The sequence below is a fragment of the Streptomyces sp. NPDC048277 genome, assembly GCF_040652235.1.
GTDB lineage: Bacteria > Actinomycetota > Actinomycetes > Streptomycetales > Streptomycetaceae > Streptomyces.
In genome coordinates this window covers 40,940-65,348 of the sequence record NZ_JBEZLQ010000031.1, presented here as the reverse complement: position 1 = coordinate 65,348, position 24,409 = coordinate 40,940, and the positions used below count along the sequence as shown (strand labels likewise).

21 protein-coding genes and 2 pseudogenes are annotated in these 24,409 nt (G+C 71.7%); 7 read left to right on the top strand and 16 right to left on the bottom strand.

The window, feature by feature from the left end; all coding sequences use genetic code 11:
• Positions 1-102 precede the first annotated feature (102 nt).
• Together AB0D85_RS43780 and AB0D85_RS43775 are read right to left on the bottom strand one after the other, a co-directional pair.
• Positions 103-936, bottom strand: coding sequence for a hypothetical protein (locus AB0D85_RS43780; RefSeq protein WP_362334002.1), 834 nt, complete (start codon positions 934-936; stop codon positions 103-105).
• Positions 933-1,712, bottom strand: a complete 780-nt coding sequence (locus AB0D85_RS43775; RefSeq protein WP_362333999.1) for a GltA — start codon at positions 1,710-1,712, stop codon at positions 933-935. Before AB0D85_RS43775 ends, AB0D85_RS43780 begins: the two co-directional genes overlap by 4 nt.
• Before the next feature lie 317 nt (positions 1,713-2,029).
• Between AB0D85_RS43775 and AB0D85_RS43770 the strand changes: the two genes are divergently transcribed.
• Complete coding sequence (locus AB0D85_RS43770; protein ID WP_362333996.1) at positions 2,030-2,974, top strand: Tn3 family transposase; 945 nt, start codon at positions 2,030-2,032, stop codon at positions 2,972-2,974.
• A gap of 357 nt (positions 2,975-3,331) precedes the next feature.
• Here the strand turns inward: AB0D85_RS43770 and AB0D85_RS43765 are convergent, their stop codons facing one another.
• Positions 3,332-4,228 (bottom strand): site-specific integrase, encoded by an 897-nt coding sequence (locus AB0D85_RS43765; RefSeq protein WP_362334193.1) that lies wholly within the window; start codon positions 4,226-4,228, stop codon positions 3,332-3,334.
• Positions 4,229-4,470: 242 nt separating this feature from the next.
• On the opposite strand from AB0D85_RS43765, the gene AB0D85_RS43760 reads away from it, so the two are divergent.
• Positions 4,471-5,247, top strand: coding sequence for an IclR family transcriptional regulator (locus AB0D85_RS43760; RefSeq protein ID WP_362333992.1), 777 nt, complete (start codon positions 4,471-4,473; stop codon positions 5,245-5,247).
• A 260-nt stretch (positions 5,248-5,507) separates the two neighbouring features.
• Entirely contained in the window at positions 5,508-6,689 is a 1,182-nt protein-coding gene (locus AB0D85_RS43755; protein WP_362333989.1) for an MFS transporter, read from the top strand.
• 8 nt (positions 6,690-6,697) lie between these two features.
• Here the strand turns inward: AB0D85_RS43755 and AB0D85_RS43750 are convergent, their stop codons facing one another.
• From AB0D85_RS43750 to hrcA, 10 genes are all read right to left on the bottom strand, one after another.
• Entirely contained in the window at positions 6,698-7,723 is a 1,026-nt protein-coding gene (locus AB0D85_RS43750; protein WP_362333986.1) for an adenosine deaminase, read from the bottom strand.
• Positions 7,724-7,743: 20 nt separating this feature from the next.
• Positions 7,744-8,658 (bottom strand): ribonuclease Z, encoded by a 915-nt coding sequence (locus tag AB0D85_RS43745; RefSeq protein WP_362333984.1) that lies wholly within the window; start codon positions 8,656-8,658, stop codon positions 7,744-7,746.
• Between the two features lie 6 nt (positions 8,659-8,664).
• Positions 8,665-9,018 (bottom strand): histidine triad nucleotide-binding protein, encoded by a 354-nt coding sequence (locus AB0D85_RS43740; protein ID WP_362333982.1) that lies wholly within the window; start codon positions 9,016-9,018, stop codon positions 8,665-8,667.
• Positions 9,019-9,165: 147 nt separating this feature from the next.
• Positions 9,166-12,375: a S41 family peptidase gene (locus AB0D85_RS43735; protein WP_362333980.1), complete on the bottom strand. Its 3,210-nt coding sequence runs from the start codon at positions 12,373-12,375 to the stop codon at positions 9,166-9,168.
• A 46-nt stretch (positions 12,376-12,421) separates the two neighbouring features.
• Positions 12,422-12,973 carry a hypothetical protein gene (locus AB0D85_RS43730; protein WP_362333977.1) on the bottom strand — a complete coding sequence of 184 codons (552 nt, stop codon included), beginning with the start codon at positions 12,971-12,973 and terminating at the stop codon, positions 12,422-12,424.
• 108 nt (positions 12,974-13,081) lie between these two features.
• Entirely contained in the window at positions 13,082-13,474 is a 393-nt protein-coding gene (locus AB0D85_RS43725) for a VOC family protein (RefSeq protein ID WP_362333975.1), read from the bottom strand.
• A gap of 41 nt (positions 13,475-13,515) precedes the next feature.
• The gene (locus AB0D85_RS43720) at positions 13,516-14,265 is read right to left on the bottom strand and encodes a 16S rRNA (uracil(1498)-N(3))-methyltransferase (protein WP_362333973.1); all 750 of its coding nucleotides are present in this window, start codon (positions 14,263-14,265) and stop codon (positions 13,516-13,518) included.
• Positions 14,262-15,365: a nitronate monooxygenase gene (locus tag AB0D85_RS43715; RefSeq protein WP_362333970.1), complete on the bottom strand. Its 1,104-nt coding sequence runs from the start codon at positions 15,363-15,365 to the stop codon at positions 14,262-14,264. Before AB0D85_RS43715 ends, AB0D85_RS43720 begins: the two co-directional genes overlap by 4 nt.
• A gap of 122 nt (positions 15,366-15,487) precedes the next feature.
• Positions 15,488-16,624, bottom strand: a complete 1,137-nt coding sequence (gene dnaJ / locus AB0D85_RS43710) for a molecular chaperone DnaJ (protein ID WP_362333967.1) — start codon at positions 16,622-16,624, stop codon at positions 15,488-15,490.
• Entirely contained in the window at positions 16,625-17,641 is a 1,017-nt protein-coding gene (gene hrcA / locus AB0D85_RS43705; protein ID WP_362333964.1) for a heat-inducible transcriptional repressor HrcA, read from the bottom strand. It lies immediately after the preceding gene.
• Positions 17,642-17,813: 172 nt separating this feature from the next.
• Between hrcA and AB0D85_RS43700 the strand changes: the two are divergent.
• The 3 genes and pseudogenes from AB0D85_RS43700 to AB0D85_RS43690 all read left to right on the top strand — a co-directional run.
• Positions 17,814-18,074, top strand: a pseudogene (locus tag AB0D85_RS43700) (MBL fold metallo-hydrolase); the annotation flags it as partial.
• A 128-nt stretch (positions 18,075-18,202) separates the two neighbouring features.
• Positions 18,203-18,547: pseudogene (locus AB0D85_RS43695) on the top strand (MBL fold metallo-hydrolase); the annotation flags it as partial.
• Positions 18,548-18,581: 34 nt separating this feature from the next.
• A complete protein-coding gene (locus AB0D85_RS43690; RefSeq protein ID WP_362334190.1) occupies positions 18,582-19,397 on the top strand; it encodes a DUF3097 domain-containing protein in 816 nt (271 codons plus the stop codon).
• Here AB0D85_RS43690 and AB0D85_RS43685 read toward each other — a convergent pair.
• From AB0D85_RS43685 to AB0D85_RS43675, 3 genes are all read right to left on the bottom strand, one after another.
• Complete coding sequence (locus AB0D85_RS43685; protein ID WP_362333960.1) at positions 19,375-19,953, bottom strand: Uma2 family endonuclease; 579 nt, start codon at positions 19,951-19,953, stop codon at positions 19,375-19,377. The genes AB0D85_RS43690 and AB0D85_RS43685 overlap by 23 nt on opposite strands.
• 103 nt (positions 19,954-20,056) lie before the next feature.
• A complete protein-coding gene (gene hemW, locus AB0D85_RS43680; RefSeq protein WP_362333956.1) occupies positions 20,057-21,289 on the bottom strand; it encodes a radical SAM family heme chaperone HemW in 1,233 nt (410 codons plus the stop codon).
• Between the two features lie 44 nt (positions 21,290-21,333).
• A complete protein-coding gene (locus AB0D85_RS43675) occupies positions 21,334-23,238 on the bottom strand; it encodes a SpoIIE family protein phosphatase (protein WP_362333953.1) in 1,905 nt (634 codons plus the stop codon).
• A gap of 570 nt (positions 23,239-23,808) precedes the next feature.
• On the opposite strand from AB0D85_RS43675, the gene AB0D85_RS43670 reads away from it, so the two are divergent.
• Positions 23,809-24,369, top strand: coding sequence for a response regulator (locus tag AB0D85_RS43670; protein WP_362334187.1), 561 nt, complete (start codon positions 23,809-23,811; stop codon positions 24,367-24,369).
• Positions 24,370-24,409 lie beyond the last annotated feature (40 nt).

Genomic DNA, 24,409 nt, shown 5'->3' with positions numbered 1-24,409 from the left:
CACGCCGGACTCCTTGGCCTTCACCGCCGGTGTCCTCCGCAGACGAGTCGGACCCTACCGAGCATGCTGGGTCGCCCGTTCCAGGGCCCACGGTCAAGGCGCCTACCTCTCGTAGATGTCGTGGCCCAAGGCCAGAAGGGGAGGCGAGGTGTCGTCAGGGGGCGCGGGGAAGTCGGCCACGGCAAGGTCGACCTGCTCTTCGCAGCCTTCCCGCGCGCACTCGCAGGAGAAGGGCAGTACGACATCCGACGTGTCCCCGAGCGCCCGCGCCCACGACCGGGTGAAAAAGGTCTGGTACTGAACGACGAAGGCACGGTTGGCGTAGCGGAGAAGCTGCCGCCGTTCCGACTGGTTTGTTGCCACCGGCCCATGAGCGAGCACGTCGGCGAAGTGTCCTTCGACCTCCGTGACGACGTGCTCCAGACCGCACGAACCGTCGATCACCACGACCCGCCCCCCGAATTGCCTCACCTCTGTCACGATCACCTTGCCTAGGTGCTGGTAGAACTCCCGTATGCCGGGGTGCAGGTCACGCTCGTTGAGCCGGTCACGCTGCAACTCCGGGGTCGGTAAGAGCCATAGGGCCGGGCCGCTGCCGACCACCTCCGGCGTGATCGGTGTGCCCTCGGCAATCGTCAACGGTGCAGCCGGTAATGCCCGGAGGTCGTTTTGGACCATGGGGCCACGCACGTGGTGCAAGGACATCGCGAGCCGGTCCTCCATGGGCGCTGACCAGCGGTCCGGGACCGGCATCTCCTCATACCGGATCGCGGCTGGATGCCCTGCGGCAATCGCCCGGTCGCGGTGCTGCCAGGTGTGAGTGTCGGCGTTGTACCAGCGCAGTCCGTGGCGCCGGGCGAGCAACCGAGCGACAGTGGTCTTGCCCACCCCAGGCGGGCCGCCCAGCCACATCACGGATTCGAGGCTGCTCGTCACCTGCCGCTCCTGGAAGTGTCGGGTGAGGCCGTCGGGTGCCAGCGCCAGCCGGAGGCATGCAGCGTCTCCGCACGATCGAGGACGATCTCCTGGCGCAGTCTCTTCTCCTCCTCGTCGTGGTAAGCCGCAGTGACGGTGTGCTGCCCGGGGTGCTTGCGGTAGAGCTCGCCCGGCTCGGGCTGCATCCACCCCCGGCTGACCGCCTCGCAGAACAGGAGGAGGGCGGCATCCTCGAAGGCCGGGATCGCGGGCCAGCCGCCCACGAGACGCACAAGGTCGGCATGTGCGGTCAGCGTGGTGCCCATCACCGGCAGTTCACCGCGCCTGGCACCGTCCAGGAGCGCCCGCTCCGGCAGCAGTCCCGAACTTGGGTCGTACGGCCCCCGCTCCAGATGGCCGTCAGCGTGGAGATCCAGGCACGGGGCAACCGTCCAGCCGAGGGCCGGATTGGCCTCCAGAATCTCGACGTCGCGGGCTAGGGACATCTGATCGGGCAGCAGATCGTCACAGTCGACGCAGCGCAGCAGCGTTCCGGTGGCACGCGCCAGCCCCAGCGTGCGGGCCTGGGCGGCGCCACCCCAGCGGCCGGCACCCTTGGAGATCCACGGTGCGTCCGGGACGGCTTCCAGCGGCCTACCCGTCCGCCCGTCCTCCTGCACCACCCACTCAAGCCGCCAGCCATCGGGCAGCTTCTGCCCCCGCAGGCACTCGTACAGTTCGCGTATATAGACGTGCCCGCCCTCGTGCACAGGCGTAAGAACAGTGATCGTCGGCATCAGGAATCACAACGCGGACAAGGGGTGACTGGTTCAGCAGACAGCGAGACACCGAGACGGACGCCGACACCGTCAAACCGCGAACCCGCCCACCGCACGCGAGGGGCTCGGCTGGTGGCACGCTCAGCGCCGGACCGAGGCAGACCCCACGACCGGGGATCGACGACTGACGAGTGCGAGGCCCTGCCACCAGCCGTGGTCCCAGTTGATGTTTCCGGCGGCGTCGGCCGTGTCCTGGACCTGTTGGAACAGGTGTCCCCAGGACCCGTCGGCCGACCACAGCCGGTGTGAAGTAGGCCGCCGGCGAGGTGCTCGTGGTGCGAGACGGCGCGTCCGTCGTCGGGTTCGCCTTCACCGAGCTGCTGAACTTCCGGCTGCCGCCGAGGCTGAAGAACATCGGCAGCAGCCGCCTGTACCGCCCGGACGACACCCCGCCCGGCTGGCCAGCGCTCGGCGGCTCGCTGTCGACCCGGGCCATCAAGTGGGACCTGATCGCCCAGCAGTACGACCAGATGGTCAAGTACGCCACCGCGCTGCGCCTGGGGACGGCGGAGGCCGAACAGGTGCTGCGGCGCTTCACCCGCGGCGGCCCCAAGCACCCCACGTACCAGGCCCTCGAAGAACTCGGCCGCGCCGTGCGCACGATCTTCGCGTGCGACTACCTCGCCAGCCCGGACTTGCGCCGCGAGATCCACGGCGGCCTTCAGGTCGTGGAGAACTGGAACAGCGCGAACACCGTGCTGCACTACGGCAAGGACGGCGCGCTGACCGGCCCGGACAAGGAGCACGCCGAGACCTCGATGCTCGCGCTGCACCTGCTCCAGTCCAGCCTGGTCCACATCAACACCCTGCTGCTTCAGCGCGTTCTGACCGAACCCGCGTGGGCGAAGAAGCTCTCGGACGAGGACCGGCGCGGGCTGACCGCGCTCTTCTGGTCGAACATCAACCCGTACGGTTCTCTCGCCGGTTCCGGAGTGTTGCTGATCGAGCGTCCTGGAGTTGGTGCACGACGCGTGCGAGTGGTGAGGATCAGTGGAGTTGGCCCTCACCACTTGTCTGCGGTGGTTTGTCAGTCCGAGCTGGTTAGCACGGTGACTCGCTGTCCTGCGGGCACTGCGAGCGTGGCAGAGCCGTCGTCGCCCACGGTCAGGATGAAGTCGTCGATGACTGCCCGGCGTCCTTCGCCGGTGTCCTCGACGGTCGCGGTTCCCCCTGTGAGCACAGCAGTGTCCAAGTACTGGACAGGCCTGGCTTGTCCCTGAACCCAGGGCTTGCCGGGGTTCGGAGTCCCGATCAGGTGCCCGAACTTCGCGGAGGGAACGCCGTTGAAGACCACTCGGCCGTCAGCTTGACGCTCCCAGTCAAGAACGTCGAAGGCGGTGACCACGGTGTTCTGGTAGATGCCGAGGACTCCGTCGCCGTAGGAGTCCAGGGCCTCGTCCTTGATCTGCGCCCAAGCGCGGAGTGTCACGTCTTCCGGGCCCCTTTTCCCGGCGAGCACATCGGGCCATGATGAAGCGAGATGAACGAGGATCACAGCAGGACCTCCGACTCGAAGATGATGCATTCATCATACTGAGATGATGTCGCATCATCAAGCTCTGGTGTGATGGTGCACGTCACCCAGGGTCTCGTCGGCTGACGGCTGAGCCGATATGGCGGACGTTGCCAAGGAGTTCGTTGCGTTCGGCGGTCACGCGGTCCAGCTCTGTGGAAAGCTCGTTGATGACGTGCGCGTAGAAGTCGGTCAGCTCCTGCCGCTCGGCCTCGGCTGCCTTGAGTCGGGCATTGGCCTCCTCCAGACCCGTGTCCGGGCAGACGTCGCGCGGGCTGACGACCTTCCCCGGCCCCGGACGGCGATGGGTGACGAACACCGGGCCGCGCGTACGGCCCTTGATCAGCCGGGGCAGCAGGCGCGCGGTACCCGCGTCCCAGTACACGGTCTCCAGTACGAACTCCTCGCGCGGGGCGCCCCGGTGGCGCGTACGCGGCTGGGCACCCTTCGCCTTCACCGGGGCCCGGCGCCCGGCCAGGTCCAACTCCTCGATGTTGACGCCGAGGATCTCCTCCGACCGAGCGACCGTCTCGTACAACATCCGCCACAGCGTCTTCTCCCGTAGGTGGACGTCGCGGCGGCCGATCAGCCGGTCGACCGCCATCTTCGAGCGGGCCGGGGTCTCCGAGTCCGGCGGCGGCATCCGCTTCACCCAGGCCGGCACCGCCGGGCCGTCGTACCCGCGCTCGGCACACCAGCCCAGCCAGGACAGCACCGAAGCCCGGCGGGCGTTCCAGGTGTTGACCGCGGCCTCGCCCCACAGCTGTTCCAGGGCGCCGCCGATCTCGTCGTCCGCCACGGTGGCGAGCGGACGGGCCTCGCCGAGGCGTTCGGCGGTCTTGCCGACCCCGGTGGCGTACGAGCGGAGGGTGTTGGCGTTGCCGAGCGAGTCGAGGAAGACGTCGGCCGCCGTGCGGACGGTCAGCGCCTTCCCGGCGGGCAGTCGTACGACGGCGGGCACTCGTTTTCCCCTTGCCACAGATAACAGGGTCGCTTCGCGCACGGCCCCGCGGACGTTGCCGCAGGTCGTGATCAGCGATGCCACGGATAATAGGGTGTTATCTGCGGAACGACTTCAGACGGGTCCGGCCGCCGACACTCCGTCAGCCGCCCACCAGGACCGACGAGGGCTTAGCGCCAGTTTTCGTTCCGATGTTCCTCAACCCCCGGCACCCACCGCCCCACCCCCCTTACGATCGGCACATGTCCGAGACAGCAGGCGTCCGCGAGGTGAAGTCCGCGGCGCGCACGGTGGAGCTGCTGGAGCTCCTCGCGGCCCGCGGCGACCGCCCGGCCCGCCTCCAGGAACTGGCGGACGAACTCGGCGTCCCGCGCAGCTCGATGTACGCCCTGCTGCAGACGCTGATCACCCGCGGCTGGGTGCGCACCGACACGACCGGTTCCCTCTACGGCATCGGCATCCGCACCCTGCTGACCGGCACGACCTACCTGGACTCCGACCCGCGCGTCCGCCTGGTCCGCCCGTACCTGGACGAGGCGTCGGAGGCCCTGGGCGAGACGATCCACCTGGGCCGCCTGGACGGCCGCGACGTGGCCTACCTGGCGACCCGGGAGTCCCACGAATACCTGCGCACGATCAACAGGGTGGGCCGGCGGCTGCCCGCCCACGCCGGGGCACTGGGCAAGGCGCTGCTGGCCGAACGCCCGGACACCGGCCTGCCCGGGGGCCCGTACCGGGCACTGACCCCGAAGACCCACACCACCAGGGACTCCCTCGCGGCGGACCTCGCCGAGGTGCGCACCCGCGGCTACTCGATCGACCGCGAGGAGGGCGTCCTCGGCATCACCGGCTTCGGCTTCGCCCTGCGCTACGACACCCCGGCCCAGGACGCGATCAGCTGCTCGGTACCGGTGGCACGCCTGACACCGGAGCACGAGGGCGAGATCGTGGCGGTGATGAGGGAGATCCGCGCGAGAATCGAGTCGGCGACAACGGGCGGCACGGTCACCTGGCGCTGAACGCCACCGCCCAAGGGGCACGGGGAACTGTGCGATCAGCCACGACGCACCCGCACCCGCCACCGCACTGCTCCCCTACGGCGCGCGGCGCTCCTACCCCCCTCCCCTCACCCAAAACCGAACATGACCCAGATCACACCCCCCACCCTCTCTTCAGCCTCCCCCCGCTTGATACAAATTGCCCGCGCGTTCCTGTCCGTCGACGGCCTGCGCCCAACCCCCTTCTTGAGCCGCTCCTTTCGCATGCCCTGGGAACGCCCGTGTCCGCCCCCCGCACCACCCCCTGGCCCCTCGTCGCCCTTTTCACGGCCGGGTATCTCGCCCCGTACCTCCTCCCGACCACCGTCGGCAGACTGGAATCAGGGCTCCCCCTCTCCGCGACCCAGGCGGGCGCCGTCGGCAGCGCGCTGCTGCTGAGCTCCGCGGCGGCCGGCTTCCTGCTCGCCTCCCGGGTGGACCGCATCGGCCCCCGCACCCTCGCCCGGGCCGGCCTGCTGCTCGCCGTCCTCGGCTACGGCGGCGCCGCCCTCACCACCCACGTCCCGGCGGTCATAGCCGGCGCGGTCGCCGGAGGCTTCGGCTCCGGCACGATCACCGCCGTGGCCGCCACCGGCATCGCCGCGCAGCGCAACCCCCACCGCGTCACCACCCTCGGCCTGCTCGGCGTCTCCGCCCTCGCCGGTGCCGTCTATCTGACGGTCCCGCGCCTCGGTCCGGGCCATGCGCAGCCCCTCGCCGCGATCGCGCTCACCGCCCTCGCCGTCTGGCCGCTCACCGCCCGGCTGTCCCCGCGTACGGCCCGGACCGTCGCCCTCACCGCCGGCCCGCGCCTGCCGCACCTCCGCTCGGGCCTGCTGCTGGCCGCCGCCATGCCGTGCTGGTCGGCCGCGCAGAACTCGCTGTGGGGCGTGAGCGGCCGGATCGGCCTGACGCAGGCTCATCTCAGCGAGGTGACCGTCGGCGGGGTGTTCGCGGTCGCGCTCGGCGCCGGTCTGCTGGGCGTGGTCGGGGCCGGCGCCCTGGGCCCGCGGCTCGGGCAGGCGCTGCCGATCGGCCTGGGCACGGTCCTCATCGCGGGCTGCATCGTGCTCAGCGCGTCCGCCACCGACCTGACGACGTTCGCGTCCGGCGAGATCGCCTGGAACCTGCTCTACCCGGTCGTCCTGTCGTACGTCATCGGCCTGGCCGCCTCCCTGGACCCGCGCGGCCGCTGGGCGGTGCTGGTCGGGTCGGCGTCGTCGCTGGGGACGGCCGTCGGGCCGATGACCGGCAGCCTGCTGTCGGCGCGGGCCGGGTTCCCCGCGATGGGGACGGTCCTGGCGGTGGGCCTGCTGGCGGTCGCCGTACCGCTGACGGCGGTGGCGCTGCGGCGCAGGACCACCACCGTCACGACCCGCCCGGCGCTCACCGACGAGACGGTGCGGCTGGACGTCGCCGCCTAGCCGATCGCCTAACCGATCGCCTGGGCGTGGGGCCGGCCGGGCCCGCCGAACTCGTACGCCTCCACCTCGGCGAGATACCGCGCCCGCAGTTCCTCGTCGTCCTCCAGGAAGGACGCGAGGAAGGAGTTGCGGGCCAGTCCGCGCATCTGCTCCCTGGACAGCCCCAGGGAGTCGCGTACGGCGTGGTAGTTGTCGGCGACGTAACCGCCGAAGTAGGCCGGGTCGTCGGAGTTGACCGTGCACAGCAGCCCGGCCTCGATCATGGCCGGAAGTGGGTGCTCGGCCAGCACGTCGACGGCGCGGAGGCGGACGTTCGACAGCGGGCACAGCGTCAGCGGGATCCGCTCCCGCACCAGACGCGCGACCAGTTCCGCGTCCTCCATGCAGCGTAGCCCGTGGTCGACGCGCTCCACCCCGAGCACGTCCAGCGCCTCGGTGATGTACTCCGGCGGCCCCTCCTCGCCCGCATGGGCCACGCGCCGCAGCCCGAGCGCGGCGGCGGCCTCGTACACCTCGCGGAACTTGACCGGCGGATGCCCGACCTCGGCCGAGTCCAGCCCGACCCCCGTGATCCGGTCCAGGTACGGTCGCGCGGCCTCGAGCGTCTCCATCGCCGACCCGGCGGACTCGTCGCGCAGGAAGCACATGATGAGGCGGGTGGAGACGCCGTGGTTCCCGGCGCTGCTGCCGAGCGCCCGCCACAGCCCTTCCACGACCGTGCCCATCGGCACCCCGCGCGCGATGTGCGCCTGCGGGTCGAAGAAGATCTCCGCGTGCCGGACGCCCTGGGCGGCGGCGCGGGCGAGGTAGGCGTTGGCGAGGTCCTCGAAGTCCTGCTCGGTGCGCAGGACGGCCATGAGCTCGTAGTACAGGTTCAGGAAGGACTGCAGGTCGTCGAACTGGTACGCCTTGCGCAGCGCGTCCGTGTCCGGGTACGGCAGCTCGACGCCGTTGCGCCCGGCGAGCCGGAACGCCAGCTCGGGCTCCAGGGTGCCTTCGATGTGGAGGTGCAGTTCTGCTTTGGGGAGGGGCATCAAAGCATGGTACGGCTGTGTCACCTGCGCTTCGGAACCGGCACACGGAGCAGATCCCGCGCGACGGTCAACTCCCCCTCGTATCCGGCGGCCCGCGCCTGCCGCTCGAAGCTCTCGGGGTTCTCGGGTTCGGAGTAGCGCTGGCTGAAGTGGGTCAGCACGAGGTGCCGTACCCCCGCGTCCCGTGCGACGGCGGCGGCCTGCCCGGCGGTCAGGTGGCCGTGGTCCTCGGCGAGTCCGGCGTCCTCGTCGAGGAAGGTCGACTCGATGACGAGCAGGTCGCAACCCTCGGCGAGCTCGTGCACGCCGTCGCACAGCCGGGTGTCCATGACGAACGCGAACCGCTGGCCGCGGCGCACCTCGCTGACCTGGTCGAGGGTGATGTCCCCGAGGACGCCCGTGCGCTGGAGCCGGCCGACGTCGGGGCCGGTGATGCCGTGCGCGGCGAGCCGTTCGGGCAGTATGCGGCGGCCGTCGGGTTCGACGAGCCGGTAGCCGTACGACTCGACGGGGTGCGACAGCTTCCGGGCGTGGAGCGTGTACGACGGGGTGCGGGCGAGGTCGCCGTCCGCGTCGACCGGGGCCTCGGTGATGCCGACGGTCTCCCGGTAGGCGGTGGCGTAGCGGAGGCGGTCGAAGAAGCGCTGCCCGGACTTGGGGTAGTGCGCGGTGACCGGGTGCGGGACCTTGTCGAGGTTGATCCGCTGGATGACCCCGGCGAGGCCGAGGGAGTGGTCGCCGTGGAAGTGGGTGACGCAGATCCGGTTGAGGTCGTGCGCGGCGACCCCGGCGCGCAGCATCTGCCGCTGGGTGCCCTCGCCGGGGTCGAAGAGGATGCCCTCGCCGTCCCAGCGGAGCAGGTAGCCGTTGTGGTTGCGGTGCCGGGTGGGGACCTGGCTGGCCGTGCCGAGGACGACCAACTCACGTACGGACATGGTGAGTTACCCGGGCGGCCACTGCAGACCACGGCCGCCGAGGACGTGCGCGTGGGTGTGCCAGACGGTCTGGCCGGCGCCGCTGCCGGTGTTGAAGACGATGCGGTAGCTCTCCAGCTTGTCCTCGTCGGCGACGGCCCGCGCCTCGCGCAGTATGTCGGCGGCGACGGCGGGCTCGGCCTCGGCGAGCTCGGCGGCGTCCCTGTAGTGGACCTTGGGGATCACCAGGACGTGGGTGGGTGCCTGGGGGTTGATGTCCCGGAAGGCGACGGTGGTGTCCGTCTCACGGACGATCGTCGCGGGGACGTGGCCTTCGACGATCTTGCAGAAGAGGCAGTCGTCCTGGGGTTCCCCAGCCATGCGGCTTCCTTCCTGGGCGCCGTGATCGATCTTCCGGGGCATCGTATCGCCGTTGGGTGCGGGTCCGGTGGGGGCTGGTCGCGCCCACGCGGCGGAGCCGCATATCGACTCGGCCCCGCGCCCCTTGGCCGGACCCGGCACCCCTCCCTACATCGGCAACGTCGGCGGAGTCTTCGCCGGCGTCGTCTCCAAGGCCTCCAGCGCCATCCGTACCGCCTCGTCCAGCTGGGGATCTCTCCCCGCCCCCCAGTCCTGCGGGGTCTGCAGGACCTCCACGTCCGGGTCGACGCCGTGGTTCTCGACGCCCCAGCCGTAGCCCTCCAGCCAGAACGCGTACTTCGGCTGGGTGACCAGCGTGCCGTCGACCAGGCGGTAGCGGCTGTCGATGCCGATCACGCCGCCCCAGGTGCGGGTGCCGACCACCGGGCCGATGCCGAGCGCCTTGATCGCCGCGTTGACGATGTCGCCGTCCGAGCCGGAGAACTCGTTCGCGACCACGACCACCGGCCCCCGGGGCGCGTCCCTCGGGTAGCTCTGCGGCCGCATGCCGCGCGGCAGGTCCCAGCCGACGATCCGCCGGGCCAGTTTCTCCACGACGAGCTGGGAGGTGTGCCCGCCCCGGTTCTCCCGGACGTCGACGACGATGCCCTCGCGGGCCATCTCCACGTTCAGGTCGCGGTGGATCTGGGCCCAGCCGGGCGCCTGCATGTCGGGGACGTGGAGGTAGCCGAGCCGGCCGCCGGACAGTTCGTGGACGTGGGCACGGCGGTCGGCGACCCACGCGTGGTACCGCAGCGGCTCCTCGTCGGCGACCGGCACGACGACCGGGTGGCGCAGCTCGCCGCCGCCCGCCGGGGACACGGTCAGTTCGACCGCCTTGCCCGCCGTGCCGACGAGCAGCGGGCCGGGGCCGGTCACCGGGTCGACGGGGCGGCCGGCGACGGCCACGATCGCGTCGCCGGGGCGGACCGCGACGCCGGGTGCCGCGAGAGGGGAGCGGGCGCCGGGGTCGGAGGTCTCGGCGGGCAGGATGCGGTCGATGCGCCAGCTGCCGTCCGCGTGCCGGGAGATGTCGGCGCCGAGCAGACCCTGGCGGGCGCCGCCGCCGTGGCCGCCGCGCGGGGTGACGTAGGCGTGCGAGGTGCCGAGTTCGCCCTGGACCTCCCAGAGCAGGTCGACGAGGTCGTCGTGGGTGGCGACACGCTCGACGAGCGGCCGGTAGCGGGCGAGGACGCCGTCCCAGTCGACGCCGCCGAGGTCCGGGCGCCAGAACTGGTCGCGCATGATGCGGCCGGTCTCGTCGAACATCTGCCGCCACTCGGCGGCCGGGTCGACGGTCTGCCGTACCCGGGTCAGGTCGACGGTGATGTTGGTGTCGCTGTCGTCGTCGCCCGAGGCGCGGCGGTCGCTGGGTACGACCTTGAGCTTGCTGTCGGCCCACAGCAGGACGCGTTTGCCGTCGCCGCTGACCTCGAAGTGGTCGGCGTCGGAGGCGAGGTACTCGATGCGCTGCTGGGCGAGGTCGTAGCGCTCCAGCTCGGTCTTGGGGTCGGGGTCCTCGGGGTGGGCGCGGGAGGCGCCGAGCACGCCGCGCACCGGGTGGCGCAGCCACAGGACGCCGTCCTTGGCGGCGCGCAGTCCGGAGTAGCGGCCGGCCTCGACGGGGAACGGCACGATCCGGTCGGCGAGGCCCTCCAGGTCGATGCGGGTGGCGGGGGTGCCCTCGGCGTCCGGGGTCTCGTCCTTGTCCGGGGTCTCGAAGGGGCGGCCGTGCCGCTGCGGTCCGAACGGCGAGGGGGTGGTGGCCGCGAGGGTGATCAGGTGGGGGCGGTCGCCGACCACGAAGGCCAGGTCGAAGACGTGCTCGTCGTAGACCGGGTCGAAGGAGCGGGTGGAGAGGAACGCCAGGTGTTTGCCGTCGCGGGTGAAGGCGGGGGCGTAGTCCTGGAAGCGCAGCGGGGTCGCCTCGGTGACGGTGAGGTCGGTGGTGTGGGCGATGCGGAGCTGGGCGAGCCCGCCGGCACCGGGGTGCGACCAGGCGAGCCAGCCCGAGTCCGGTGAGAAGGCCAGCCCGGAGACATCGCCGTCCTCGCTGCGGTCGACCTCGCGCACCTCGCCCGTCTCGCGTTCGACGAGCAGCAGGCGTCCGTCGTGCGCGGCGACGGCGACCCGGCCGCCGTCGGGGGCGACGGCGAGTTCCAGGACCCGGCCGAGCTGCCCGGCGGCGAGCCGGCGCGGGGTGGAGCCGGGCACGACGCCGGTGGCGGGGGCGAACTCCAGGGCGTCCTCGCCCTCGGCGTCCGTCACCCACACCACCCACTCCTCGGTGTCCGCGCGGAAGGTGACGGGCCGCCGGGCCCGCACCCCGGGCTGGGCGGCGAGGGCCCGCGCCGGGCCGGAGCGGTGGGTCACCCAGTGCACGCCGCCGCGTACCAGGACGGCGCTGCCGCGCGCGGTGTGGTCGGGCGAGGCGGAGCCGAACCAGCGGGCCGCGTTGACCGGGTACGGCTGCCGGTCGACGCGGGGCCCGCCGAGCCGGATGTCCAGCGGGCGCGGTTCGGCGCCCTCCAGGTCGTCCAGGAGCCAGAGTTCACCGGCCGAGGCGTAGACGACCCGGGTGCCGTCGCTCGCCGCGTGCCGGGCGTAGAAACCGTCGAGGGGGGTGTGCCGGCGCAGGTCGGAGCCGTCGGCGAGGGAGGAGTAGAGCGCCCCGGTGCCCTCGTGGTCGGAGAGGAACGCGAGCCGGTCGCCGACCCACGCCGGGTACTCCAGCTGGCCGTCCAGCTCCTCGTGCAGCCGTACGAACTCCCCGTCCCCCTCGCGGTCGATCCACAGCTTGCCGGCCGTGCCGCCCCGGTACCGCTTCCACCAGGCCGCGTCCCGTCCCATCGGCGAGGACAGCAGCACGGCGCTCGGCCCGAAGGCGACATGCCCGACCGGGCCGTACGGCAGGACGGTGGAGGGGCCGCCGTCGAGCGGGACGGTACGGGCCCAGCTGCGCCTCAGGCTGGCCTGGCCGTACGTGCTGATCGCGAGGACCTGCCCGTCGTCGGTCCAGCCGCGCACCTGGGTGCGCATGCTCCCCCAGTGCGTCAGCCGGGTCGAGGAACCGCCGTCGACGGGGGCCACATGGATCTCGGGGGCGCCGTCGCGGGTGGAGGTCCAGGCGACCGTGGTCCCGTCGGGCGAGATGCGGGGCAGGGTCACCGGGACGTTGTCGGCGCTGACCCGCCAGGCCCGGCCGCCGTCGAGGGGCGCGAGCCACACGTCGTCCTCGGCGGTGAAGGCGATCAGATCGCCGTGGACATGGGGAAATCGGAGGTAGGACCGCGGTCCTGTCGCTGCACCCTGAGTCACCCGCTCAGCCTATGCACCGCGGCGCATTTCCGGCGGTCGATTTCGATCACTTTCCCTGCACGGGCCAGCACTTGGGGTCACCCTGGCACCAGATGGTCCTGGTGACGGTGACCGTGGGACCGGGCTGCTGCCCGTACGTGGGCGGCCGGTAGCTGTACGACGGGCCGGGCGTGGCGGTGCAGTTGCCCAGGCCCTTCACATGGAACCACTCCTTGCCGCCGACCTCGGCGACGAGGTCCCCGCGCACGCAGGCCCCGTTGACCGCCTTCGTGACCTTCCCGGTGACGGTGATGTTCCGGCCGTCCTTCGTCTTCCCCCTGCAGTCGACGGAGACGACGGTGGTCTCGGAGGGGGACGGCGTCCCGGTGGCCTTCGACGCCGAGCCGTAGTTGCCGGTGCAGGTGAGCCAACTGACGTCGACGTGCTGCCGTTTCAGCTCGGCGGTGGCGGTCTGGTCGGTGGTGTACGCGACGGTCGCGGTGTTCAGGTCGCTCGGCTGGCACGCCACGGCACCGCCCGCGCCGAGCACGACAAGGCCCGCCACGGCCGCCACCCTGGTCGCGCGCGGCCGACGCCAAATCCGCCTCAATGCCCCCATGGAGGGCAGCCTGCCACCGCCGGGCCCGTGACGGTAGGGGGCATACGGCCACTCAGGTGTTCGGTCATGTCCCCCTGGGGGACCGGGAGCCGCTCCCGGCGGCCGCCGTCAGGGGCGCAGCAGCAGCCACTCCTGCAGTTCCACCAGGTTCCCCTCCGGGTCCTTGAGGTGGGCGACGCGCATGCGTTCCGTCATCGGCGCCGGGCCGTGCACGAGGACGGCGCCCTGTGCGGTGATCTGCTCGCAGTAGGCGTCGAGGTCGTCGACGCGCAGCACCACCAGCGACCGGTGCCCGGTAGCCGGCTCTCCCAGTTCCTCCAGCACCTCGGCCATCATCGCCCGGTCCTGCAGGGCGATCCCCGCGGACCCGGCGTGCGGGCTGAACTTCTCGTACGGTCCCTCGCTCGCCCCCGACTGCGGCTTCAGCCCGAGCACCTCGGAATAGAAGCGGTAGCAGGCGGCGAAGTCGGTGACCAGAAGCCGGACCTGGGCAAGTTCCACGGCGTGTTCCCCCCGGGGTGTGTTCGCGGTCGTGTCGCGGTTCAGGACCAGCGGCCGGTGCGGCCCAGCAGCAGGGCCGCCGCCGCCGTGCCGGCGGTCGATGTGCGCATCACGGTGGGCCCCAGGGTGCAGGCCCTGGCACCCGCCTCCTCGAAGAGCGCCAACTCGTCGCGGGCGACGCCCCCTTCGGGCCCGACGACCAGCACGATCTCGCCGCCGGCGGGCAGTTCGGCCGCGGCCAGCGGCTCGCTGTCGTGCTCGAAGTCGGAGTGGAGTACGGCGGCGAGGTCGGCTTCGGCGAGAAGTGCGGCGACCTGCTTGGTCGTCGCCGCGTCCGCGACCTCCGGGAACCGCACCCGGCGGGACTGCTTGCCGGCCTCGCGGGCGGTGGCCCGCCACTTCGCCAGCGACTTCAGGCCCCGCTCGCCCTTCCACTGGGTGATGCAGCGGGCGGCCTGCCAGGGCACGATGCGGTCGACGCCGACCTCGGTCATGGTCTCGACGGCGACCTCCCCGCGGTCGCCCTTGGGGAGGGCCTGGACGACGGTGATCCGGGGCCGCGGCGCGGGTTCTTCGGACACCGTCGTCAGGTGCACGACCAGCCGGTCCTTGCCCTCGACGGCGACCACGTCGCACACCGCGTAGCGTCCGGCGCCGTCGGTGAGGACGACCTCCTCGCCGGGCTGGAGCCGCTTCACGGAGACCGCGTGCCGCCCCTCGGGCCCGTCCAGGACGTACTGTCCGGTGCCGTCCGCGGGGAAGTGCTCGACGACGAAGACGGGGGCGGTCATCGCCCGTCCCCCCTCTCGGTGTCCGCCTTGGTCGCTCCCGTGGTCGACAACGCTGTCGACGCGGCGGCGAGTTCCTCGGCGAGGGTCTCCACCAGCTGTCCGGCGGGCAGTTCCCGGGCCATCCGGTGCCCCTGCCCGGCCCACAGGGCCATGCCCTGGGCGTCCCCGGCCTTGGCGGCGGCCTTGCGCAGCGGGGAGGTGAGGTGGTGGACCTCCGGGTAGGCGGCGGGCGCGTACGGTCCGTGCTCGCGCATGAAGCGGTTGACCAGTCCGCGGGCGGGCCGCCCGGAGAACGCCCGGGTCAGTGCGGTCCGGGTGAACAGCGGGTTGGTCAGCGCCTGCTTGTGGAGGTCGGCGGCGCCGGACTCGGGGGTGGCGAGGAAGGCCGTACCCAGCTGGGCGGCGCTCGCGCCCGCGGCCAGCACGGCGGCGATCTGGCTGCCGCGCATGATGCCGCCGGCGGCGACGACGGGAATGCCCACCGTCTCCCGGATCTGGGCGACCAGCGACAGCAGCCCGATCCCGGAGCCGTCGTTCTCCTGCACGTCCCGGTGGGTGCCCTGGTGACCGCCGGCCTCCACGCCCTGTGCGATCACCGCGTCCGCCCCGGCCCGCTCGACGGCGAGGGCCTCCTCGGCGGTGGTCGCGGTGACGAGGGTGAAGGTTCCTGCGCGGCGCAGGGAGTCGAGGACGTCCCGGCTCGGGACGCCGAAGTGGAACGAGGCCACGGCCACCGGGTTGTCGAGCAGCACGGCCAGCTTGGCCTCGTACCCGTCGTCCCGGCCGCTGTCGGGGTCGCCGAGCTCGGTCTCGTACCAGGCGGCCTCACCGGCCAGCTGATGCGCGTAGACCTCCACGGCCCCGGACTCGGCATGCTCGGGCTGCGGCATGAAGACGTTCACACCGAAAGGACGGCCGGTCAGCCCCCGGAGCTGCTTGATCTCCTGGTACATCCCGTCGGCGGTCTTGTACCCGGCGGCAAGGAACCCCAGCCCGCCCGCCTCGGACACGGCGGCGGCGAGCTGCGGGACGGAGACCCCGCCCGCCATGGGGGCCTGCACGATCGGAAGGGGGAAGAGATCGGTCAGCGCGGAGGACATGACGGCATGTTGTCACGTCCTCCGAACAAGTCCGAATCGGGCCGCCCCCTTGGCACATGCCAGAAATTTCGGCCTCGGAATCCGGACAACCGCATTCCGACCCCGCCGGGGGCGGGCACCCGTCAGCGCCCGTTGAAGGCGTCCTTCAGCCGCGAGAACAAGCCCTGCTGACCCGGCTGGAACTGGCCCGTCGGCCGCTCCTCGCCGCGCAGCTTCGCCAGCTCGCGCAGCAGCCGCTCCTGCTCGGGATCCAACTTCGTCGGCGTCATGACCTCGACGTGCACGATCAGGTCACCCCGCCCACCGCCCCGCAGATGCGTGACCCCACGCCCGTGCAGCGGGATCGACTGCCCGGACTGGGTGCCCGGCCGGATGTCGACCTCCTCCATGCCGTCCAGCGTCTCCAGCGGCACCTTCGTGCCGAGCGACGCCGCCGTCATCGGGATCGTCACCGTGCAGTGCAGATCGTCCCCGCGCCGCTGGAACGTGGAGTGCGGCAGCTCGTGGATCTCGACGTACAGGTCACCGGCGGGCCCGCCGCCGGGCCCGACCTCGCCCTCACCGGCCAGCTGGATCCGCGTGCCGTTGTCGACACCGGCCGGGATCTTCACGGTCAGCGTCCGCCGCGACCGCACCCGCCCGTCGCCCGCGCACTCCGGGCACGGCGTCGGGACGACGGTCCCGAAGCCCTGGCACTGCGGGCAGGGCCGCGAGGTCATGACCTGGCCCAGGAAGGACCGCGTCACCTGCGAGACCTCACCACGGCCCCGGCACATGTCACACGTCTGGGCCGAGGTGCCCGGCGCCGCGCCCTCACCGTTGCAGGTGTTGCAGACGATCGCCGTGTCGACCTGGATGTCCTTGGTCGTACCGAAGGCCGCCTCGTCGAGCTCGACCTCGATCCGGATCATCGCGTCCTGGCCGCGCCGCGTACGCGAGCGCGGACCGCGCTGGGACGCCGTTCCGAAGAACGCGTCCATGATGTCGGAGAAGTTCCCGAAGCCACCGGCCCCGAAGCCGCCCGCGCCACCGCCGCCCGCCTGCGAGAGCGGGTCGCCGCCGAGGTCGTAGACCTGCTTCTTCTGCGGGTCGGAGAGCACCTCGTAGGCGGCGTTGATCTCCTTGAACCGCTCCTGGGTCTTCGGATCCGGGTTGACGTCCGGGTGCAGCTCGCGTGCGAGCCGACGGAAGGCCTTCTTGATCTCTTCCTGCGACGCGTCGCGGCGCACGCCGAGAACGGCGTAGTAGTCCGTGGCCACTTACGACTCCGCCAGGATCTGTCCGACGTACCGTGCCACCGCTCGTACCGCTCCCATCGTTCCCGGGTAATCCATGCGGGTCGGTCCGACCACGCCGAGTTTGGCGAGTGCCTCGCCGCCCGAACCGTAACCGACCGACACCACGGACGTGGAGTTGAGTCCCTCATAGGCGTTCTCGTGACCGATGCGTACGGTCATGCCCGAATCCCCCGCCTCGCCCAGGAGTTTGAGAAGAACGACATGTTCCTCCAGGGCCTCCAGGACGGGCCGGATGATGAGGGGAAAGTCATGTCCGAAGCGGGTGAGATTGGCGGTGCCGCCGATCACCAGCCGCTCCTCGTTCTCCTCGACGAGCGTCTCCAGCAGCGTGGAGAGCACCGCCGTGACCGTACCGCGGTCCTCGGCCTCGAAGGCGTCCGGCAGGTCCTCCACCAGCCGGGGGACGTCCGAGAACCGGCGCCCCGCGACCCGGCTGTTCAGCCGGGCCCGCAGATCCGCCAGAGACGTCTCCCCGAAGGGTGCCGGGCAGTCCACCAGCCGCTGCTCGACGCGCCCGGTGTCGGTGATCAGCACCAGCATCAGCCGGGCCGGCGCGAGCGAGAGCAGCTCCACGTGCCGCACGGTGGACCGCGTCAGCGAGGGGTACTGCACGACCGCGACCTGCCGTGTCAGCTGCGCCAGCAGCCGCACCGTGCGCGCCACGACGTCGTCGAGATCGACGGCGCCGTCGAGGAAGTTCTGGATGGCCCGCCGCTCGGGCGCGCTCATCGGCTTCACGCCGGCCAGCTTGTCGACGAACAGCCGATAGCCCTTGTCGGTCGGAATCCGCCCGGCGCTGGTGTGCGGCTGGGCGATGAACCCCTCGTCCTCCAGGGCGGCCATGTCGTTGCGCACGGTCGCCGGGGAGACCCCGAGGTTGTGCCGCTCGGTCAGCGCCTTCGACCCGACCGGTTCCTCGGTGCCGACGTAGTCCTGGACGATGGCGCGCAATACCTGAAGCCTGCGTTCACTCAGCATCTCGCGCCACACCTCCAGAAAGTCGTCCCCGCGGCCTTTCGGGTCCTTCGGGTCTTTCGTCTGGCACTCTGCGAGCCCGAGTGCCAGCATCCCCGGCCCAGTGTACGGCCGTCGGGTACTGACTGGGCAAGGTCGGTCAGGACCCGTGACGTTCTGTGGATAGCGTCGCGGCATGACGGTGACTTGGGAAGAGCTGGGCTGGGAGCGGGTGGCCGAAGGCGTCGGCCGGTGCCGGCTGCCGGGCTGGGACTGCACTGCGGGGCTGGTCCTCGGTACGGACGCGGCCCTGATGGTGGACGCCGGGTCGAGCCTGGCGGAGGGCGCGCGGTTGCGTACCCAGGCGCAGGCGCTCGCCGGCCGCCGTGTGACCCATCTCGCGCTCACCCATCCGCACTTCGACCATGTCTTCGGCGCGGCCGCGTTCACGGACGCGTTCACGGACGTGGAACTGTACGCGGCGGCGGGCGCGGAGGACGTCTTCGCCCACGACCGCGAGGAACTCCGCCTGGACGCGGTCCGCAACGGCCTCCCGGCCGAGGAGGCCGGGGAAGCGGCGGCCGCCCTCCCGCTCCCGGCCGTCCGGTCTCCGGCGAGTGGAGCCTCGGCCTCGGCGACGGCCGCCGGGCCCTGCTGGCCGATGTGGGCCCCGGCCACACCCGCCACGACCTCGCGGTCCTCGTCCCCGGAGACCCGGGGGTGGTCTTCTGCGGCGACCTGGTGGAGGAGTCCGGCGATCCCCAGGCCGGCCCCGACGCCGTACCGTCCCGATGGCCCGCCACCCTGGACCGCCTCCTGTCGCTCGGCGGCGAGCGCGCCCTGTACGTACCCGGTCATGGAGCGGTGGTGGACGCGGCGTTCGTACGGGCCCAACGCGACGCCCTGGCGGCCCGCTTCGGCGTGTCGTAGGCACACCGGATCGGCTTCTCCTATCGTCATCCGAATGCGCCAGTACTCCCCCGACCTGACCCCGCCGTGGAAGAAGCCGAAGCCGGTGCCCGAGGTGGCCGCCGAGCCCGGACTGGTGGTGGAGGAGCCCGGCACGGGTTTCTGCGGCGCGGTGATCCGCTGCGAGGCGGGCACGGTGACCCTGGAGGACCGCTTCGGCAAGCACCGGGTCTTCCCGCTGGAGCCGCGCGGCTTCCTCCTGGAGGGGACGGTGGTGACCCTCGTACGGCCGGCGTCCTCGGCTCCGGTGCGCCCCGCCCGCACCGCCTCCGGCTCGGTCGCCGTCCCCGGCGCACGCGCGCGTGTCGCCCGCGCGGGCCGCATCTACGTGGAGGGCCGCCACGACGCGGAACTGGTCGAGAAGGTCTGGGGCGACGACCTGCGCATCGAGGGCGTGGTGGTGGAGTACCTGGAGGGCGTCGACGACCTGCCCGCGATCGTGGCCGAATTCGCACCCGGCCCCGACGCCCGCCTGGGCGTCCTGGTGGACCACCTGGTGCCGGGCACGAAGGAGTGGCGCATCGCGCAGTCGGTGACGAGCGGGCACGCGCTGGTCGTCGGCCACCCGTACATCGACATCTGGGAGGCGGTGAAGCCGTCGTCCCTGGGCATCGAGGGCTGGCCGCGCGTCCCGCACGGCCAGGACTGGAAGACGGGGGTGTGCCGGGCACTGGGCTGGCCCTCGGACAACACGGGCGCGGTGTGGCAGGCGATCCTGGCGAAGGTGACCTCGTACAAGGACCTGGAGCCGGAACTGCTGGGAAGGGTGGAGGAACTGATCGACTTTGTCACGGGAGCCGGTGACGCCTGACCCCGGTGAGAGTCCCGAATTCGCTCGTGTCCAGCTCGACGCCGAGCAATTCGAGCAGCACCGGATCGCCGAACTTCGTGATCCACTGACCTCGGTAGTCGGCTTGGTCTCCTTCGCCCACGGGGTCGGACAGCAGGACGAAGTGCGCCATGATCGGATCGATGATCAGGTAAGCAGGGATTTCGCCTGCCGCATAGATGGACCGCTTGATCCCGTAGTCCCGGTCGACGCTCGTCTTCGAGACCACCTCGACCACCAAGGTGACCCATTGGGACGGCACCAGATTGCCTGAGGACGGAGCTACCCCCCGTTCCGACACCACCAGGTCCGGAATGGGCTCACTGGCCTCATCAATGATGTCCAGATCCGTCGTCTGGAGACGTTCCCAGCGCTTGCGCGGGATCTGGTCCTGCACGTCCGTCACGATCCGGTTGTGCACCAGATCGGGAGCGGCCGTCATCACGATTTCCCCCCGGAGGAGCTCGACCTTGATGCCCTCGGGAGGCTCGAAGCCCTCGAAGAACTTGGTCATCCCGCGCTCGTCCACAGCGGCCATCTCCGTGGCCCTCCGGTTTCTGCCGCCGTCAACTACGGCGGCAGCCTACGAAGCAGATTACGGACCGAACCGGCGTTCCGCACCGATTCACTCCCCCGAGTGATCAGTCCACCAGATCCCGTACCACCGCATCCGCCAGCAACCGCCCCCGCAGCGTCAGTACGGCCCGCCCCTCGTCGTACGCCCCCTGCGCGAGGAGCCCGTCCGACAGCGCCCGGCGTGACGCCTTCAGCCCCTCCTCCTTCAAAAGCCCCAGCGGCACCCCCTCCCGCAGCCGCAGCTCCAGCAGGATCCGCTCCACCCGCCGGTCCTCGTCCGACAGGACCTCCCGGCCCGCCCCCGGCGTACGCCCGGACGCCAGCGCCGCCGCGTACGCCCCCGGGTGCTTGACGTTCCACCAGCGCACCCCGCCCACGTGCGAGTGCGCCCCCGGTCCCGCGCCCCACCAGTCCGCGCCCCGCCAGTACAGCTCGTTGTGCAGGCAGCGGGCCGCCTCCGAGGTGGCCCAGTTGGACACCTCGTACCAGTCGAAGCCCGCTCCGGAGAGCACCGACTCGGCGATGAGATACCGGTCCGCGTGGACGTCGTCGTCGGTCATCGGGACCTCGCCCCGGCGGATCCGGCGGGCGAGCTGCGTGCCCTCCTCGACGATCAGCGCGTACGCCGACACATGGTCGGGCCCGGCGCCGATCGCGGCGTCCAGCGAGGCCCGCCAGTCGTCGTCGGACTCGCCCGGGGTGCCGTAGATCAGGTCGAGGTTGACGTGCCCGAACCCGGCCGCGCGGGCTTCGGCGACGCACGCCTCGGGGCGGCCGGGTGTGTGCGTCCGGTCGAGCACCCGCAGGACGTGCTGCCGCGCGCTCTGCATGCCGAAGGAGATCCGGTTGAAGCCGCCCTCGCGCAGGGCCGTCAGGTACGCCGGGTCGACGGACTCCGGGTTCGCCTCCGTCGTGACCTCCGCGTCGGCCGCGAGCCCGAACTCGTCGCGGATCGCGCCCAGCATCCGTACCAGGTCACCGGCGGCCAGCAGCGTCGGCGTACCGCCGCCCACGAACACGGTCCGCACCTCGCGCGGGTCGTCGCCGAGGACCTTCCGCGCCAGCCTGATCTCGTCGATCAGCGTGTCCGCGTAGTTGTCGCGGGAGGCGAGGACACCGCCGGTGCCGCGCAGCTCGGTCGCCGTGTAGGTGTTGAAGTCGCAGTAGCCGCAGCGGGTCGCGCAGTAGGGGACGTGCAGGTAGAACCCGAGGGGGCGGGCGGCGGCGCCGGCGAGCGCGGACGCGGGGAGCGCGCCGTCGTCGGGGACCGGCTCGCCGTCGGGAAGTGCGGAAGGCATGTCCCCCATTGTCCCGCACGTCGCCGCTCGCTCGGCCGGGCGGTTCACTCCGCCTGGAGCACCAGCAGCGCCAGGTCGTCCTCGGGCTGCCCGCCGCCGAACTCGTGGACGAGCCGTCTGATCCGCTCGGCGATCAGCTCGGCGCTCAGCCCCGCACAGCCGGCGAGCGCCCGCGCGAGCCCGTCGCCGTCGTCGAACTGTCGGGAGCCGGAGCGGCGCTCGGTGACCCCGTCGGTCACGCACAGCAGGCTGTCGCCGGGCGCGAGCTCGATGGTCTCGCTGATGTACGTCTCGTCCTCGACGACCCCGAGGAGGGTCTGCGGGCACGCGGCGGTACGGACCTCCCCGTCCGGGCCGAGGATCAGCGGCAGGGGATGTCCCGCGGAGGCGAGGGTGCAGCGGACGCCGCCCTCCTCCAGGAGGGTGAGTTCGCCGTAGAGGAGGGAGAGGAAACGCGTCTGCGGGCCGTCGCCGGGCGGCGTGGGGCGGCCGCCGGCGGCGACCAGGGCGCGGGCGGCGGCGTCGGCGGCCTCGGTGGCGTCGTCGAGGAGGAGCTGGTTGAGCCGGTCGAGGACGTCCGCGACCCGGTACCCCTCGCGGGCGAGGAGACGCAGCCAGGGCCGGGCGAGCCCGATGACGACCGCCGCCTCGGGGCCCTTGCCCTGGACGTCGCCGACGGCGAAGCACCAGCGGCCGTCGCCGGCCGGGAAGAGGTCGTAGAAGTCGCCGCTGGGTCCGCCCTTGTCGCAGGGCTCGTAGACGAGCGCGCTGCGCACACCCGGGATCTCGGCGACCGCGCCCGGCAGCAGCCCGCGCTGCAGTACGGCGCTGATGGTGGCCTGGCGGGCGTACTGGCGGGCCGCGCCGATGGCGAGGGCCACCCGGCGCCCGAAGTCCTCGACGAGTCCGGTGATCTCGTCGGGGAAGCCGTCGGAACCGGAGCGTCCGATGACGAGCGTGCCGAGCGGGCGGCCACCCGCGATCAGCCGGTAGGCGAGCGCCGAGCCGACGGAACCCTGCGGGCCGAGCGCCTCACCGGGCCACGGATAGGGCTCGGGCCCGGACCGTAAGCCGTCCCGCGCGCCGGGCGGCTCCTTCTCCAGGACGCGGCGCAGTTCCTCCATGCGGTTCTCGCTGCCGTGCCAGACCCGGGCCAGCCGCGGACCGCCGGCGCCCGCGGGATCGCTCCAGCCGCCCCCGCGCACGGTCGCCTCGTCCTCCAGCCACACCGCGCACCAGTCGGCGAGCCTGGGCACGATCAGCTGGCCGGTGAGCGCGGCGACCAGGTTCTCGTCGAGCTGCCCGGCGAGCAGGTCGGAGGCCTCGGCGAGGAAGGTCAGGGCGCCCCGGTTGAGCCAGTCCCGGTCCCGTTCGGTGCGCTGCGGCTCGGGTGCGAGGATCTCGGCGACCTTCAGCTCCTGCTCGTCGGGGAGCGTGCCGCCCCGGCCGGTGAGCCGCGCCCACACCGTCTTGGCGCCGGTCCGGTACGTCACGCCCCAGGACTCGGCGAGCGAGGCGACCAGGCGCAGCCCGCGCCCGTACTCCGGGGTCTCGTACGGCGTCTCGCCCGGGTGGTCGCGCGGGGCGCGGGAGGGATGGTGGTCGGTGACCTCGACGACGAACGCCGTCTCCTCCGGCTCCTCCAGCCACCAGTCGACCTCGACCTCGGTGCCGGCGTGCACGACGGCGTTGGTGACGAGTTCGCTGACGACGATCATGACGTCCTCGGCGATCCGCGTCTGCTCCTGGCCCAGCAGGCCGCAGTCGGCCCACTCGTCGAGGGAGGCGCGCACCAGGGCGCGGGCGGAACCCGGCGCGAGGGGGCTTCCGGGCAGGGTCGCGCGCCCCTGAGCGCGCGGGCCCGTGCCCTGGTACGCGGGCGCCTCCCCGTGCGCAGGCGCCTCACGGACCCGGGAGACGGTCTCCCGTTGCGTGGGTATGGCCCCCATGTCCAGCTCCCCGAGCAGTTCGGACGAATGCATCCCGATGGATGCGGACAGAGTGACAGACTGACTGCGCCCATAAGCACCGAGTTACCGAAGTGGGCCGCCATGAGTGAGAACCGTGCTACGCGCGTGCTCGAAGACGGACAGAAACCGGAACAACTCCGAGCATCCGCACCGCGCACTCTGCTCGCCGCGACGACCGCCGCCCGCGACGGCGACTTCACCGAGGTGCCGGAGACCGGGGAGGGGATCGTCGCCGAACTCACCGCGGTCTTCCACCAGATCATGGATCGCAGCGTGCACTTCAACACCGATGCGCAACGCGTGAAGCGGGAACCGGTCCGGCACGGCCGCCCTGACGAACGGCTGTCGGCGAGCCCCGGCCAGGGCGCCTGGACGTCCCGCGTCGACGACGTCGACCAGGTCCTCGACGCCCTGGTGGCCCCGCCGGCGAACGCCACGCGCGTGCCGGACACGGTGGCCGACGGCGATCTCACCCGGCTGTCCCGTCATGATGCCGGGCGACCGGGAGAAGTCCATCGCGCGCGGCGCCGACGAGGAACGGACGGAGCAATGATCGCTGACGAGCGTGCGGGCATCCTCGTGGTCGACGACATGGAGGACAACCTGATAGCGCTGGAGGCCGTCCTGGGCTCGCTGAACGAGCCTATAGTTCGGGCGCGTTCCGGCGAGGAGGCGATGAAGGCCCTGCTGCGCCGCCGCTTCGCCGTGGTCCTCCTCGACATCCGTATGCCGGGCATGGACGGCTTCGAAACAGCCGCGAACATCAAACGCCTCGACCAGACGAAAGACGTCCCGATCATCTTCCTGACGGGAGCGGAGGAGAACGCGGGATACGCGTTCCGCGGCTACGCGACGGGCGCCGCCGACTATCTGACGAAGCCGTTCGACCCGTGGGTGCTGCGGGCGAAGGTCAACGTGTTCCTGGAACTGCACCGCAAGAACCAGCAACTGCAGGCGCTGCTGGCGCGGGAACAGGCGGATTTCAGCGAACTGAGCAAGCGGCTGACGGTGCTGGAAGACCGGCTGACCGAAGAACCTCTCGACGTAGCAACGCTAAGAGAAGAAGCCAGAAAGCTGCGGCGACTGCTTGGCCAAGGCAGGCCGCACTGACATGAAGGGGCGCGGGGAACTGTGCGACCAGCCCCCACGC

Bases quoted from the DNA above. Each gene is read 5' to 3' on its own strand.
- AB0D85_RS43775 (WP_362333999.1), bottom strand. From the start codon at position 1,712: ATGCCGACGATCACTGTTCTTACGCCTGTGCACGAGGGCGGGCACGTC.
- AB0D85_RS43760 (WP_362333992.1), top strand. From the start codon at position 4,471: ATGTCCGAGACAGCAGGCGTCCGCGAGGTGAAGTCCGCGGCGCGCACG.
- AB0D85_RS43750 (WP_362333986.1), bottom strand. From the start codon at position 7,723: ATGCCCCTCCCCAAAGCAGAACTGCACCTCCACATCGAAGGCACCCTG.
- AB0D85_RS43745 (WP_362333984.1), bottom strand. From the start codon at position 8,658: ATGTCCGTACGTGAGTTGGTCGTCCTCGGCACGGCCAGCCAGGTCCCC.
- AB0D85_RS43740 (WP_362333982.1), bottom strand. From the start codon at position 9,018: ATGGCTGGGGAACCCCAGGACGACTGCCTCTTCTGCAAGATCGTCGAA.
- AB0D85_RS43730 (WP_362333977.1), bottom strand. From the start codon at position 12,973: ATGGGGGCATTGAGGCGGATTTGGCGTCGGCCGCGCGCGACCAGGGTG.
- AB0D85_RS43720 (WP_362333973.1), bottom strand. From the start codon at position 14,265: ATGACCGCCCCCGTCTTCGTCGTCGAGCACTTCCCCGCGGACGGCACC.
- AB0D85_RS43715 (WP_362333970.1), bottom strand. From the start codon at position 15,365: ATGTCCTCCGCGCTGACCGATCTCTTCCCCCTTCCGATCGTGCAGGCC.
- hrcA (WP_362333964.1), bottom strand. From the start codon at position 17,641: ATGCTGAGTGAACGCAGGCTTCAGGTATTGCGCGCCATCGTCCAGGAC.
- AB0D85_RS43690 (WP_362334190.1), top strand. From the start codon at position 18,582: ATGCGCCAGTACTCCCCCGACCTGACCCCGCCGTGGAAGAAGCCGAAG.
- AB0D85_RS43685 (WP_362333960.1), bottom strand. From the start codon at position 19,953: ATGGCCGCTGTGGACGAGCGCGGGATGACCAAGTTCTTCGAGGGCTTC.
- hemW (WP_362333956.1), bottom strand. From the start codon at position 21,289: ATGCCTTCCGCACTTCCCGACGGCGAGCCGGTCCCCGACGACGGCGCG.
- AB0D85_RS43675 (WP_362333953.1), bottom strand. From the start codon at position 23,238: ATGGGGGCCATACCCACGCAACGGGAGACCGTCTCCCGGGTCCGTGAG.
- AB0D85_RS43670 (WP_362334187.1), top strand. From the start codon at position 23,809: ATGATCGCTGACGAGCGTGCGGGCATCCTCGTGGTCGACGACATGGAG.